This window comes from Arthrobacter sp. TmtSoilC77, assembly GCF_059739415.1.
The window spans coordinates 2,869,317-2,881,884 of the sequence record NZ_AP046050.1; the positions used below are offsets into that span (position 1 = coordinate 2,869,317).

Consider the following 12,568-nt stretch of genomic DNA (forward strand, 5'->3'; position numbering starts at 1 on the left):
GGCAGTGCTGCTAGCGAACGCTGCCCACGAAGCATTTCCCCGTGGCAAGTACTGGCAGCACGCTCATCACGACGCCTCCGTCCCGGATCTGGCCCATGACACAACTATCGCCTGCCAGCGCCGCAGCTTCCAACGCATCGACATCAAGACCTGTGGGCGTCCGGCTGACGGACACTTCCACGTTGGCTTTGGGAATGCCTGCCGAAACCAAGGCTGCCCGAACGGATTCCGTATCCGGCTTGGGGCTGGCGGCCACGATCTTTTTCAGCGTTGCCTCCACAGTCGTGCTCGTGGCCACTACAGCAGGGTCCATACTCGTTCCGCTGCCGGGCTGTTGCGCGGCCGGACTTGAAGAGGTGATGCCGGCCATGGGCCTTTCGGGCGACGGCGCGGTACATGCTGACAGTGCCAGCGCAGCAATAATGACCAGAAAGGTCCCGACAGCCTTACCGTTCAGCTGAAAGTTGCTTTCACGGCCCGGCTGCTCCACCCTTGTTCCCCTGCTCATCACATAGCCATTCTGCCATTCCCATGGACGTCCCGCGGGCGTAGCGTGGGCCAGGTGGTGGCGCGCCGGAATCGGCGGCCGCGGGAAGGAGAAGCCCATGGAAGCAAATATCCCCAACGCCGAGGCGTCGATCACCGTAGCGGTCCCGCGCGAGCAGGTATGGGAGGCCCTGACGGATCCTGGCCTCATCAAGGAATACTTCCTCGGAACCAATGTCGAAACGACCTGGCGGGTAGAGGATCCCATCACCTACTCCGGCGAGTACAACGGCAAGGCATACGAGGACAAGGGCACCATCCTGGCCTTCGAACCCTTGCAGCTCCTGAAAACCACGCACTACAGTCCTTCATCGGGACTTCCCGATTCCCCCGAAAACTACCACACGGTGGAATATCGCCTGGCCGATGCGGACGAAGGAACATCCGTAACCATTACGCAAGGCAACAACAAGAGCGAAGAAGAAGTGGAGCATTCCGCAGCGACGTGGCGCATTGTTCTTCAGAATCTCAAGGAATTTCTCGAGTCACAGCCCAACGAGCCACGCAGTTAAAGAATCAATCCCCCGGAACCCTGCAGGTTCCGGGGGATTTCTTGTGCCCCAGGAGGGAATCGAACCCCCGACCGGCGGATTAGAAGGCCGCTGCTCTATCCCCTGAGCTACTGGGGCGCACAAGCGCCAATACAAGCCTACGCCGCTGGCGCCACAAAGAGTTTACAGTGCATTCGGACCGCGGCCTGCCAGCCCACGCCCACCGACACTTTTCCTCCACAACAACCTTACGAGCCGGACTTATTCACATAGGCCAAGACCGTACTCCCCTGCCTGGTTTGCATGGATGAGGCTAAGAGGGCCGGACGGGCACTTTCCTATATCGAGAAGGACCACCATGAACGACACCATTACTCTTCGCGGCTTTGTAGCCTCGGAAGTCAAGAGCTCCACCACTACACGCGGAACGTCCACTGCTTCATTTCGCCTTGGGACAACTGAACGGCGCTACGACCGCACCAGCAATACATGGGTGGACGGCAACACCAACTGGTACACGGTGCAATCCTTTCGCTACTTGGCCGGGCACGTCGGCTGCAGTGTGAAGAAGGGGCAACGCGTCATCGTCATCGGAAAGCTACGCCTGAGGCAGTGGGAACACGAGGGCAGGATCTACCACGTGGCAGAAATCGACGCAGAATCGGTCGGGCACGATCTCATGTGGGGTTCTGCGAACTTCACCCGGATGAACGGGACGTCGGCTTCCGCTGACTCGAACCCGTCCGGCGAGGCAGCCGGGAAGCCTGGAGATCCGGGGATTGAGTGGGAGGCCGGCGACAACGAACAAGCGCCCCCGGAGGACGAGACGGAAACCGTCGACGTCGATGATCCTGACGGTGCCGGTCCGATGGTGGTAAACACCACTACAGGTGAGTTGGTGGGTGCCGGGGCTTGAACTTCGCATCGGGGAACGCGATGAAACTGGTGGGACCAGCCCCGCACTGGAGAATATTCTGGGTCCATGGCATTCGACGCAGCAGCTCCCCGGTTGGAGACAGCTCCGGCATCCTGGGAGGCCGTGGAGGAATTGTTCGGGGTCAAGGGCGAGCCGTCCCGGTGCTGGTGCCGCTGGTTCGCGCTCCCCGGCAAGGAGTTCAGGTCTGCGGCACCCAGCGAACTCAAGGAACTCCTGCGGGCACGTTTCAACGAGGATCCTGAGCCGGGGGTGCTGGCATTCCGGGGTGGTCAGGCGGTGGGCTGGTGCGCTGTGGAACCGCGGGCAAACTATCCCCGCATAGACACGGTCGCAGCTTCTTCGGGCGGCAGACCTCCCGCCCGTTGACGTTGGGACCCTTTGGTCGGTGAGCTGCTTTGTGGTTTCACCGAGCCATCGGCGCTCAGGTGTTGCAGCGACGTTACTCCGGGCAGCCGTTGACCACGCATTCAATAACGGGGCTACGACCCTTGAAGCATACCCCGTCGATACCAGCCTTCGTCCAAAGGCCGGGCCGTCCGACTTGTATCACGGCACAGTTTCGCTGTTCATTGAAGGCGGGTTCTCGGTGGTTTCAACTCCCCTTCCCGGGCGCGCCGTGGTTCGCCTCCACGGGCAGCCCGCTTAGCCAGCTGTCATCGCGGCAGCTACGGCAGCGTGAGGATCATTGGTCCATCAGCTGTGACAGCGACGGTGTGCTCACTATGGGCGGCCTTGTTTCCGCTGGCTGAACGCAGAGTCCACTCGTCTTCATCATGATAGTAGTCATCCTTGCCGCCCAGGATGAGCATTGGTTCGATGGCAATGACCAACCCCTCTTGAAGTTTGATACCCCTGCCCGGTCTGCCGATGTTGGGGACGGGCGGCTCGGCGTGCATTGTCCGGCCGATACCGTGGCCGCCATGATCGGCCAATAATCCGTATCCAGCACGCTTGGCCTCGCCGCCTATCGCATAGGCGAGGTCGCCCATCTTGTTGCCCCCACGGGCAGCTTCGATACCCCGGGCGAGTGCAGCGTCCGTTGCATCGATCAGCGCCTGGTCCACCGGATCTGCCGTCCCCACGATGAAGCTGATGGCAGCATCTCCACACCAGCCTTCAAGGAAGGCACCGCAATCCACACTGAGGAGGTCCCCGTCCTGGAGGACGTAGCCATTTGGGATTCCATGCACCACCGCGTCATTGACACTGGCACAGATCACCCCGGGAAACGGGACAGCTGCCCACCGGGGGTGGTAATCAAGGAAGGCCGGCTTGGCCCCGGCGTCGGAAATCAGGCTGCTGGCAACCTCATCCAATTCCTTGAGGGAAACACCTACGTCAGCATGCTCCTTGACCGCCGCCAAGGCGTTGGCCACCACCCTCCCGGCCTCGCGCATCATCGAGACCTGATCCGGTGTCTTCACCATGGACATGGGTTTCCTCCACTAATGCCGGGCGGGATGGTTCACTGCTGGGGGGTCATCGTGGGGCCGGCTGGCTCTTGGTCCCACTCTACGTGGGGCAGCTCGTCTGCATAGGGTGGAGAGCAAAGTGGACTTCCGGGTTGGATACTTCCCAGAACGCGCGGTCATACAGTTGAGGAATGGAGAACAAGGACCTGCTTGAGGCCATCCGCTCAAAGCTTCGAACCGCCGGGGATGCTGAGCGTGCCCGGGGAGCCCAGGCGTATATGAAGTCGGACATGCCGTCGTGGGGTATCCGGGTGCCTGAGGTGCGCAGGATCGCCAAGGCTGCCGCCAAGCAGTTTCCCATCTCTTCACCCGTCAGCCTGCGCGAGGCCGTCCGTGATTTGTGGCGGAATGCCCAAGCCCGCGAAGAACGGTATGCAGCCATTGAATTGACAGGCTTGCCGATGGTCAAGGAAGACCTTGCCATGCTTCCCGTCTATGAGGAAATAATCCGCACCGGCGCCTGGTGGGACCTTGTCGACGGAGTGGCCCATCGTCTCTGTGCCCTCCTCCTTGCCCATAGGTCCACCATGACGCCGCTTTTGCTGCAGTGGTCCACGGACGAGGATATGTGGATCCGGAGGGCGTCCATCACTGCTCAATTGGCGGCCAAGACGCGGACGGACCCTGGACTGCTGGCGGCTGTTATTAAGCCCAACCTTGCCGACAAAGAGTTCTTCATCCGCAAGGCCATCGGCTGGGCCTTGCGGGAGTACAGCAAGACGAACCCCGAGTGGGTCAGGGCATTCGCCGCAGAGAATGCCCCGGCCCTCAGCCCGCTCTCCACACGCGAGGCAGTACGGCTTCTACCCTCTCCTTGAGCGCCGCGCAATCTTAGATGATCGGACGCAGGCCTGGTTCGTCGCGTTTGCGGAAAAGGCTCTTTGTCTTCGGATCCACGAAGATCAGGTAAACGGCAAACAGAAGAGCGATGATGGCCGCCGCGTTCCGCGCCAGGGTCAGGGCGAGGCCGAGATCCTCGCTCTGAAGATAGGGGAACACATCCAGTTGGTCCGAGATGGCATAGACCATGAAGAACGACACCACGAAGTAGACAGCCTTCACCTGCCAGTCGTTGCGGATGCCGGTTACAGCAAACAGCGGAATCAGCCACACCACATACCATGACTGGATCATGGGTGCCAGCAGGACAATCGCCGCAAAGGCCAACGTGAGCCGGCGCATCAGGCGGTCGTGCTCTCCCCGGAACACCTGCCAGGCGATGGCCCCCACCATGAGCACCTTGCCGGCGTCGTAGACCCACTTGGCCATGCCCCAGCCATCGAGGCCAAAAACGTTGAAGATCGAGGCGACAACCAGGCCGATCAAACCGATGGGTGCATACCAGATCCAGACGCTCCCGGGGGCAGAGAGGCCCTTCACCCATCCAAACCCAAACCCGTTGACCAGGCTCATGGCGTACAGGAGGCCAAAGGTCAGGACGGCTGTCAGGAACCAGAAAAGGATCTTGCGCGGCCATGACGCACCCTTACCCGCCCAGAGCAAGCCGATAAATGGCAGGAAGACCACCGTAATTGGCTTGACCGAAATGGAGAGTGTCACCAGCACCAAGCCCAGCACCACCCGGCGGGTGGCGCAGTAGTACAGACCAGCCAGGGCCAGCCCAATCATGAGAGCGTCGTTGTGGACACTGGCAATGAAGTTGGTGAGAAAGAGAGGGTTGGCGGCTGTCAACCATAGTGCACGGTGTGGATTGACGCCGTGGAGCTCTGCCAGCTTGGGCACGTAGATGATGCAAAGTATGACGCCCGCAACTGCCACCAACCTGAACAGCATGATGCAGGCCTCAGGTTGGACATTGGTCACCCAAACAACAAATTGTTCGATCCAAAGGAAGAACTGACCGTACGGAACGGGAGCTTCCGTCCACATCTTGTCCGCACCCAATTGGAAGTAGTTCGGGAGGGCGGAAATCCCATTCTCGTAGGGATTCATTCCCTCAACCATGAGTCTGCCTTGGCCGATGTAAGCGTAGACGTCCCTGCTGAAAAGCGGGACAGTGAACATCATGGGCAGTCCCCAGGCCACCACGGCCTGCAAAGTGGCCTTGCGGGCTTGGAGTCCCCAGACCCGGACACGCTGCCCCAGGCGCAGCCAAGCCCGGACAAGCAGCATGCCACCGACAGCCAGCAGGACGATGGAAAGCGCGACACCAACACCTTCGGTACGCATCCAGATGAAAAGCGGAAGCCGTCGAAGTTCAGACACTGGTGCGAGCCAGCCAACGCCCAGCGAGCCGAAGACAAGGAACATCGAGCCAATGAAACCGGCGATCAGCGGGGACCTGGCGTTATCCACTTCGATGGCAGCAGCAACCGCAGGCGGCGCTTCTTTCCCTGCCTTCTGGGCGGCGGGTACAGGCACCGTCATGTGGTCTTCATCCAATCGTTTGCCCGTTGCGTTCCGGGACAGAAATCTGAATCTCTGGGGGCTGTCCACGACAGGAAGAAAGGACACTGCCGTGCTCAAAAAATCCTACCATCGGAGCACTTGGAACCGCCTGAAGGATAGGCTAGGCGCGTGCCTATTACTAATGAACGCATCGTCTGGATTGACTGCGAAATGACCGGCCTGGACCTCAAGAACGACGCCCTGATCGAGGTTGCGGCGCTCGTGACGGACTCCGAGCTCAACATCCTGGGCGATGGCGTGGACGTCGTCATCAAGCCCGACGACGCAGCGCTGGAGCAAATGAACGACTTCGTTCGAGACATGCACACCCGCTCCAAGCTCCTTGACGAACTCCCCCACGGCAAGACGATGGCCGAGGCCGAGGCGCAGGTGCTTGAGTACATCGAGAAGTGGGTTCCGGACCCCCGCAAGGCCCCACTCGGAGGCAACTCCGTGGGCACGGACAGGATGTTCCTGGCCAGGGACATGCCGAACATTGTGGAGCACCTCCACTACCGCGTCATCGATGTCAGCACCATCAAGGAACTCTCGCGCCGCTGGTTCCCGCGGGCCTACTTCCAGTCGCCGGCCAAGCATGGCGGACATCGCGCACTGGGGGACATCAAGGATTCCATCGACGAGCTCCGTTACTACAGGCAGGCCGTTTTTGTGCCCGCCCCTGGGCCTGACACGGCTACCGCGCAGCGCATCTCCAAGGACATCACGGCTACTGCCGAGACTCTGGGCTCAACGGAAACTATGTGATCTGCGCCATTTTTGAAGGTTTTTTCGTCGAAACCGGCAAAAGTGGACTTTTCACCCCAAAACAGCAGGTAAGCTATTTGTCGTTGCCTTCACGGAATGCCGGTCATACGGAGTTACCGAAAAAGGCACATGGTGGGCGTAGCTCAGTTGGCAGAGCGCCTGGTTGTGGTCCAGGAGGTCGCGGGTTCAACCCCCGTCGCTCACCCCGCCGAGATTGGCTCAAAAAGCCGGTTTCCACAAAGGCCGCACCGGTTATCCGGTGCGGCCTTTGTTTTGTTTTGGCCCGGCTGCAGTCGCATGGGTTGCTTCCGGAACACAGCGATCAACCAAGGAAGAGCTGAGATGACCGTCCTCCCTGTGACCATTTGGGGCGAACCCGTTTTGCATCGTCGGGCAAGTGAAGTCGAAGTATTCGATGACGATCTCCGGAAACTCATCGCGGACATGTTTGAAACCAATGAAGCCGCGAACGGAGTAGGCCTCGCCGCACCCCAGGTAGGAGTCGGGAAGCGCATCTTTGTGTATAAGTACGCGAACGACGACGCCCCTGATCAAGGCGTTCTGGTCAATCCCGTGTTGACCCTCTCAAAGGTCTCAGGCGCCCTCCCGGACCCGGAAGAGCACATTGAGGGCTGCCTGTCCTTCCCCGGAGAGCACTACCCTCTGCAGCGTGCCGAATGGGCCCGCGTCCAAGGCTTTGATGGTGACGGGAATCCTGTGGACTTCGAAGCCACGGGCTGGTTCGCTCGAGTCATGCAGCACGAGTACGACCATTTGGACGGCAAGCTTTACGTCAACCGCCTTGTGGACCGATATGCCAGGAAGGCAATGAAGCAGGCCAAGAAGAACGGTTGGGGCGTTCCCGGATTGACATGGATGCCTGGCGTCGACCCTGACCCGTTCGGACACTGATTCGATGAGCCAGGCACCCCATGCAGCATTGTTCGAGCTCTTGGACATTGCCGGCGAGGACGCCGTGGAATGCGCCTCGCTCCTGGACAGAGCCCCCAGTGGCCACGTCCTGGAAGCATTGGAGCTTCTGCAGGAGCGGCTTGGCACTTTTCCGGCCGACAGTATTTCTCCCGACCGGATTTGGCCCGGCCAGCCCGTCGAGAGCGTCTGGATCGAGGCACTGCTCCGCTTCGCACCCAGAGTCCACGCATACCATCTGGAACTGGGTATCAGCACTGACGTCTCAGCAGCCACGTTGGCCGACGTAGGGCTCCAGCTGCGCATCAACCGCCGCGTCCATGGACATTTCGGCCTGGACACCTGGAGCTGGCTGACGTTGCACATGGCAGGGAATCTGTTCCGCCTCGGCCGGTTGCAATTCCATTTGATCCGGAGCCGGCGTGACGACGGCCCAGGGGGCAACGTGGCGTACGCATCCGATTGGATCCTGGGTGTCCATATTCCCGAAGACGGCGGCCTCTCCCCTGCGCTGGTCGACGCCAGCTTTAACGAGGCTCGCTGGTTCTTTCCCCACTATTTCCCGGACAAACCGGCCACTGTGGCCACGTGCGAGTCCTGGATGCTGGATCCTTATCTGGTTGCGCGGCTTCCTGACAGCAACATCGCATCCTTCGCCCGCCGCTTCACCCTGGATCGGTGCACCGATGCCCCCACTGATGCCGTGTACTTCACGTTTAGGCAGCGGGGGCTCGGGAACCTGGACAAACTACCCCGGGAGACTTCGCTCCAGCGCATAGTCCTGGAGAGAATCGACGACGGCGGTACCTGGCAACTGGGGCACGGTCACCTGGCGCTGTAGATGGTCTGCTGATCCGGGCAAGAAGACAGGACGCGCATCATGGCATCCTTCTCCGACTGCGTGACCCACAGCTTGTACGCTGCCTTGACGGAGATCTGGCGCGCTACGTAGTGACACCGGAAGTTCTTGTTCGGAGGGAGCCACGTGGCCGCGTCGCCGGCGCCCTTCTTCACGTTCTCCGGCCCATCAGCCGCAATCAGGTTCAACGGATCATTTGCCAGCCTTTGGCGTTGCTGCAGCGTTAACTGCTTGGCACCCTTCTGCCATGCGTCGGCCAGGGCGACAATGTGATCAATCTGAACTTCAGCGCTGGTGTCCTGGCCCCGACGGAAGGTTACGTGGGCGCCCGTGTAGGGTTCCTGAAACTCTCCGGTGGCAACCCTGCATGAGGAACCACTGGTGAACTCCACGGACGACAGGTCCCTGCGCAGGATGTCGTTCCTGGTATCGCATCCGTTTCGATCGGCGTCCAGCCACGCCTGGCCGAATGCGGTTCGCTCATAGTCTTCCTGGGATGCGCGTCCTTTAACTTCCAGCTGTGCGAGTGCCGCGCTTGCCTTCTCCGCGGGAACGGCCTCGATGCCGGTAATGGGTTTCATCCATGCGGGATTAAATACCGGCGCTTCACTGGGACCGGACACCCATGGCCCGGCTGCATCGAACTGGCCGGTGGTGAAGAACCAGGACAGTCCTGCCGCGAGGGTTACGGCTGCCAATCCTAGAATGGCCCACGCCTGGCGTGATCGTCTGCGCGCGCGTTTGTAGGCAGACCAGGTGATACTCAAGGGGCTCCGTCCAGTCGGGGTGGGTCGTGTCCTATGAGCGTAGGACACGGCACCGACAGTCAGAGCCGATATCCACAGTGTGTAGGAGAAGTCACACTGCAGTGATGGGGAACTTCCCCGGGTTACTGCTCACGCATAACGCGTTGGAGGTCTTCGGCAGCCACCTCCAGCAGCGTACGCAATTGCTGGACGCGTTCGTCGCTGACGTCCCCCGCCGCGTTTGCTGCGATGGCCTGGTCCAGCAGTTTCTGTGCCTGCTTGTGGTTGGCCCGTGCTACATCCAGCGCATGTTCCAGCGTTGTCTCGTGTTCCAAAGTCGATTCATTTTCCATGAACCCATTTTGGTCAGGTTTCCCGGCTGATACCAGTAACACAGCCGGGAAACCCGTGAATACTTCCCGGCTTAGGCGTTCGCTGCCTCAAGCACTGCAATAGGCGCCACGATGTCGCGGGCAGGGAAGGACGGCGGGTTGACGCCGGCCATTTCCTCCATGACACGGACAACCTGGCAGGAGTAGCCGAATTCGTTGTCGTACCAAACGTAGAGCACGAGGTTCTTGTCATTGGAAATAGTGGCCAGACCATCAACGATGCCTGCGCGGCGGGACCCAACGAAGTCGGTGGAGACAACGTCCGGGGAGTCGATGTAGTCGATCTGCTTGCGCAACGGTGAGTGCAGCGACATTTCGCGGAGGTAGTCGTTGACCTCATCGCGTGTGGTGCCCTTGGCGAGGTTGAGGTTCAGGATCGCCATGGAAACATCCGGGGTAGGTACGCGGATGGCGTTACCGGTGAGCTTGCCCTGAAGTTCCGGAAGCGCCTTGGCAACAGCCTTGGCTGCCCCTGTCTCCGTGATGACCATGTTCAGTGCTGCCGAGCGGCCGCGGCGATCTCCCTTGTGGAAGTTGTCGATCAGGTTTTGGTCGTTCGTGAACGAGTGCACCGTCTCAACGTGGCCGTGGATGATACCGAATTTGTCGTTGATGGCCTTCAGTACCGGGGTAATGGCGTTGGTCGTGCACGACGCGGCCGTGACGATCTTGTCGTCATCGGAAATGTCGGACTGGTTGATTCCGTGGACGATGTTCTTCAGGTCGCCCTTGCCCGGAGCCGTCAGCAGGACGCGCGAAACACCCTTGCTTTGCAGGTGCTGGGACAGGCCTTCCGCATCGCGCCAACGCCCGGTGTTGTCCACTACGAGGGCATCCTTGATGCCGTAGGCGGTGTAGTCCACGGTTGCGGGGTTGTCGGAGTAGATGACCTGGACCTGAACGCCGTTGGCGGTGATGGTGTTTGCTTCTTCGTCCACGCGGATAGTTCCCTCAAAGGAACCATGTACGGAGTCGCGGCGCAGGAGGCTGGCACGCTTGACGAGGTCGTTCTCGGCGCCCTTGCGGACAACGATGGCACGCAGCCGCAGGCCATGCCCGCCACCGGCCTTTTCAATCAGGATGCGGGCCAGGAGGCGGCCGATGCGCCCAAAGCCGTACAGCACGACGTCGGTGCTGGTGCGGTCATCAGCGCCACGCTTTCCGACGATTTCCGCGAGCTCGGCCCGCAGGAAGTCATCCAACGAGGTGCCGTGGCCCTCGACGCGGAACTTCTCCGTGAGACGGGCAATGTCGATTGCAGCCGCACCGAGTTCCAGCTCGGCAAGAGCGTTCAACAGGGGTGCGGTTTCTTCGAGCAGGAGCTCGGTGTTGCTCATCCGGCGCGCAAAGCGGTGGGCCTTCAGGATGTTCATGGTCGACTTGTTGATCAGGCTCCGGCCGTGGATGCTCGTGACCACGTTGTTTTCCCGGTACAACCGGCCGATCACCGGAATCATGGCCTCGGCGAGAGCCTCCCGGCCCATCCACTTATCAAGACAAGAATCTGACGTCTGGCTCACAGAACTACCTTCCTTGGGTCAACCACATACGTCCTCGTATGCAGATGGCGGCCGCCCGGAGTAATCCTGCGGCACGAGCACTGGACGGGCTTCGGTCCACCCACAGCGCCTTGAACGATTGCAAAGAAAAGACCGCCGGCTGCGAACGCAGTCCCGGCGGCAGAACATCTACGTTCATAACAAGTCTAAGGCGGAAGGGCGCCCTCTTGGGCGCCCGGGGGCGTGAAATCACTCACATGGCAGTCACAATGGACATCACATGCCTGGGACCTCAGTGGCAAATATGTGGATGGGTTGACCGATACGCCGGGTTCTGTCATCCCTTGCCGTTGCCGGCAAAGGAGTGGCGGCCATCCATCTACGAACGCCGTTGCCGGCGCCCTCCAGCAGCCTACCCGGACACTCGGGCGAGCAGCCCTCAAACGTGCCCTGTCTGGCCTTGCTCCGGGTGGGGTTTACCTAGCCTCCCCGGTCACCCAGGGAGCTGGTGGTCTCTTACACCACCGTTTCACCCTTACCTGCCGCATGTTGATGCAAGCATCAGCACGCGCAGGCGGTCTGTTTTCTGTGGCACTGGCCTGCGGGTTACCCCGAGTGGGCGTTACCCACCACCCTGCTCTGCGGAGCCCGGACGTTCCTCGAGCCACTTGCGTGACGCGCGACCGCCTGGTCAACCCATCCGCCGTACAGTCTACCGGCGTCGAGGGTTGCCCCGGTCCCCGGTAATATCGTCTGGTGCTGATTCTGCTGCCGCCTTCCGAAGGCAAGACCCCCGCCGTCAAAGGTCCCGCCGTCGAATGGGAGTCGCTCAGCTTTCCGGAGCTGAACCCGTACCGCGCGAAGGTCCTGGAATCGTTGGGCACCGTCAGCGCCCACGAGGACGCGCTGGCACTGCTGGGCGTAGGTGCCTCGCTGAAGGACGACGTCGAACGTAATACCCGGCTGCACGCGGAACCGGCGGCCCCGGCCCATCAGGTCTACTCAGGAGTCCTGTATGACGCGCTCGGCTTCAAGTCCATGACGCCGGCCCAACGACGCAAGGCAACCGAAACGATTTTGGTGGTTTCGGCACTGTGGGGCGTTATCGGTTTTGGTGACCAGGTGCCGGCTTACCGGCTGTCCATGGGAACCGCACTGCCCGACGTCGGACGCCTCGCCTCCTTCTGGAAGCCGAACCTGAATGCGGCCCTCGCCAAACGGGCTGAAGGAGAGCTGCTGGTTGATTGCCGTTCCAGCACGTATGCAGCTGCGTGGGCTCCCCCGGCAGCGCAGACCGTCACGGTGAATGTATTCAACGAGGCAAACGGCAAGCGCACGGTGGTCAGCCACTTCGCCAAACACACCCGTGGCGAGTTTGCCAGGCATCTGCTGACCAGGCGCGGCAAGGCCGCTGCCACGCCCGATCAACTGCTGAAGGCCGCCAAGGAAGTCTGGGCAGCGGAACTTGTTCCCGGGACGGCCCGCAAGCCGCATGCCCTCAATATCATTCTGGGCAGTTAGG

15 protein-coding genes, 2 tRNA genes and 1 other RNA gene are annotated in these 12,568 nt (G+C 60.8%); 10 read left to right on the forward strand and 8 right to left on the reverse strand.

The annotated features are described in order from the left end of the window. Positions 1–10: 10 nt before the first annotated feature. Positions 11–508, reverse strand: coding sequence for a DUF6993 domain-containing protein (locus AC6I99_RS13185; protein WP_224164550.1), 498 nt, complete (start codon positions 506–508; stop codon positions 11–13). A gap of 97 nt (positions 509–605) precedes the next feature. Here AC6I99_RS13185 and AC6I99_RS13190 point away from each other — a divergent pair, with 97 nt between their 5' ends. Beyond that, a complete protein-coding gene (locus AC6I99_RS13190) occupies positions 606–1,058 on the forward strand; it encodes an SRPBCC family protein (protein ID WP_224164551.1) in 453 nt (150 codons plus the stop codon). Positions 1,059–1,102: 44 nt separating this feature from the next. Here the strand turns inward: AC6I99_RS13190 and AC6I99_RS13195 are convergent. Next, a tRNA-Arg gene (locus AC6I99_RS13195) sits at positions 1,103–1,175 on the reverse strand. Positions 1,176–1,395: 220 nt separating this feature from the next. Here AC6I99_RS13195 and AC6I99_RS13200 point away from each other — a divergent pair. The 3 genes from AC6I99_RS13200 (at position 1,396) to AC6I99_RS13210 (ending at position 2,620) form a co-directional block, all read left to right on the forward strand. After that, the gene (locus AC6I99_RS13200) at positions 1,396–1,953 is read left to right on the forward strand and encodes a single-stranded DNA-binding protein (RefSeq protein ID WP_224164552.1); all 558 of its coding nucleotides are present in this window, start codon (positions 1,396–1,398) and stop codon (positions 1,951–1,953) included. 66 nt (positions 1,954–2,019) lie between these two features. Beyond that, positions 2,020–2,340 carry a hypothetical protein gene (locus AC6I99_RS13205; protein ID WP_497961098.1) on the forward strand — a complete coding sequence of 107 codons (321 nt, stop codon included), beginning with the start codon at positions 2,020–2,022 and terminating at the stop codon, positions 2,338–2,340. Between the two features lie 31 nt (positions 2,341–2,371). After that, the gene (locus AC6I99_RS13210) at positions 2,372–2,620 is read left to right on the forward strand and encodes a GNAT family N-acetyltransferase (protein ID WP_497961968.1); all 249 of its coding nucleotides are present in this window, start codon (positions 2,372–2,374) and stop codon (positions 2,618–2,620) included. Positions 2,621–2,639: 19 nt separating this feature from the next. Here AC6I99_RS13210 and map read toward each other — a convergent pair whose 3' ends face one another. After that, positions 2,640–3,407 (reverse strand): type I methionyl aminopeptidase, encoded by a 768-nt coding sequence (map, locus tag AC6I99_RS13215; RefSeq protein ID WP_224164554.1) that lies wholly within the window; start codon positions 3,405–3,407, stop codon positions 2,640–2,642. Positions 3,408–3,577: 170 nt separating this feature from the next. On the opposite strand from map, the gene AC6I99_RS13220 reads away from it, so the two are divergent. Then, a complete protein-coding gene (locus tag AC6I99_RS13220) occupies positions 3,578–4,264 on the forward strand; it encodes a DNA alkylation repair protein (protein WP_224164555.1) in 687 nt (228 codons plus the stop codon). A 13-nt stretch (positions 4,265–4,277) separates the two neighbouring features. On the opposite strand, the gene mptB is transcribed toward AC6I99_RS13220, so the two are convergent. Further along, positions 4,278–5,834, reverse strand: coding sequence for a polyprenol phosphomannose-dependent alpha 1,6 mannosyltransferase MptB (mptB, locus tag AC6I99_RS13225; protein ID WP_224164556.1), 1,557 nt, complete (start codon positions 5,832–5,834; stop codon positions 4,278–4,280). Between the two features lie 150 nt (positions 5,835–5,984). Between mptB and orn the strand changes: the two genes are divergently transcribed. The 4 genes from orn (at position 5,985) to AC6I99_RS13245 (ending at position 8,391) form a co-directional block, all read left to right on the forward strand. Further along, a complete protein-coding gene (orn, locus tag AC6I99_RS13230) occupies positions 5,985–6,620 on the forward strand; it encodes an oligoribonuclease (RefSeq protein WP_224090726.1) in 636 nt (211 codons plus the stop codon). A gap of 132 nt (positions 6,621–6,752) precedes the next feature. Next, a tRNA-His gene (locus AC6I99_RS13235) sits at positions 6,753–6,825 on the forward strand. 137 nt (positions 6,826–6,962) lie between these two features. Then, positions 6,963–7,532 carry a peptide deformylase gene (gene def / locus AC6I99_RS13240; protein ID WP_224164557.1) on the forward strand — a complete coding sequence of 190 codons (570 nt, stop codon included), beginning with the start codon at positions 6,963–6,965 and terminating at the stop codon, positions 7,530–7,532. A 4-nt stretch (positions 7,533–7,536) separates the two neighbouring features. Beyond that, positions 7,537–8,391: an acyltransferase domain-containing protein gene (locus AC6I99_RS13245; protein ID WP_224164558.1), complete on the forward strand. Its 855-nt coding sequence runs from the start codon at positions 7,537–7,539 to the stop codon at positions 8,389–8,391. On the opposite strand, the gene AC6I99_RS13250 is transcribed toward AC6I99_RS13245, so the two are convergent. From AC6I99_RS13250 to rnpB, 4 genes are all read right to left on the reverse strand, one after another. Beyond that, a complete protein-coding gene (locus tag AC6I99_RS13250) occupies positions 8,376–9,176 on the reverse strand; it encodes an HNH endonuclease family protein (protein ID WP_224164559.1) in 801 nt (266 codons plus the stop codon). The genes AC6I99_RS13245 and AC6I99_RS13250 overlap by 16 nt on opposite strands. 122 nt (positions 9,177–9,298) lie before the next feature. Then, the gene (locus AC6I99_RS13255; protein ID WP_224090731.1) at positions 9,299–9,508 is read right to left on the reverse strand and encodes a hypothetical protein; all 210 of its coding nucleotides are present in this window, start codon (positions 9,506–9,508) and stop codon (positions 9,299–9,301) included. 71 nt (positions 9,509–9,579) lie between these two features. Next, a complete protein-coding gene (locus tag AC6I99_RS13260; RefSeq protein WP_224090732.1) occupies positions 9,580–11,067 on the reverse strand; it encodes a glyceraldehyde-3-phosphate dehydrogenase in 1,488 nt (495 codons plus the stop codon). A gap of 286 nt (positions 11,068–11,353) precedes the next feature. After that, positions 11,354–11,745, reverse strand: an RNA gene (gene rnpB / locus AC6I99_RS13265) — RNase P RNA component class A. Between the two features lie 57 nt (positions 11,746–11,802). Here rnpB and AC6I99_RS13270 point away from each other — a divergent pair. Next, complete coding sequence (locus AC6I99_RS13270; protein WP_224164560.1) at positions 11,803–12,567, forward strand: YaaA family protein; 765 nt, start codon at positions 11,803–11,805, stop codon at positions 12,565–12,567. Position 12,568 lies beyond the last annotated feature (1 nt).

Coding starts and splice junctions, on each gene's coding strand:
- AC6I99_RS13185 (WP_224164550.1), bottom strand. CDS start 508: ATGAGCAGGGGAACAAGGGTGGAGCAGCCGGGCCGTGAAAGCAACTTT.
- AC6I99_RS13190 (WP_224164551.1), top strand. CDS start 606: ATGGAAGCAAATATCCCCAACGCCGAGGCGTCGATCACCGTAGCGGTC.
- AC6I99_RS13200 (WP_224164552.1), top strand. CDS start 1,396: ATGAACGACACCATTACTCTTCGCGGCTTTGTAGCCTCGGAAGTCAAG.
- AC6I99_RS13205 (WP_497961098.1), top strand. CDS start 2,020: ATGGCATTCGACGCAGCAGCTCCCCGGTTGGAGACAGCTCCGGCATCC.
- map (WP_224164554.1), bottom strand. CDS start 3,407: ATGTCCATGGTGAAGACACCGGATCAGGTCTCGATGATGCGCGAGGCC.
- AC6I99_RS13220 (WP_224164555.1), top strand. CDS start 3,578: ATGGAGAACAAGGACCTGCTTGAGGCCATCCGCTCAAAGCTTCGAACC.
- mptB (WP_224164556.1), bottom strand. CDS start 5,834: ATGACGGTGCCTGTACCCGCCGCCCAGAAGGCAGGGAAAGAAGCGCCG.
- def (WP_224164557.1), top strand. CDS start 6,963: ATGACCGTCCTCCCTGTGACCATTTGGGGCGAACCCGTTTTGCATCGT.
- AC6I99_RS13245 (WP_224164558.1), top strand. CDS start 7,537: ATGAGCCAGGCACCCCATGCAGCATTGTTCGAGCTCTTGGACATTGCC.
- AC6I99_RS13255 (WP_224090731.1), bottom strand. CDS start 9,508: ATGGAAAATGAATCGACTTTGGAACACGAGACAACGCTGGAACATGCG.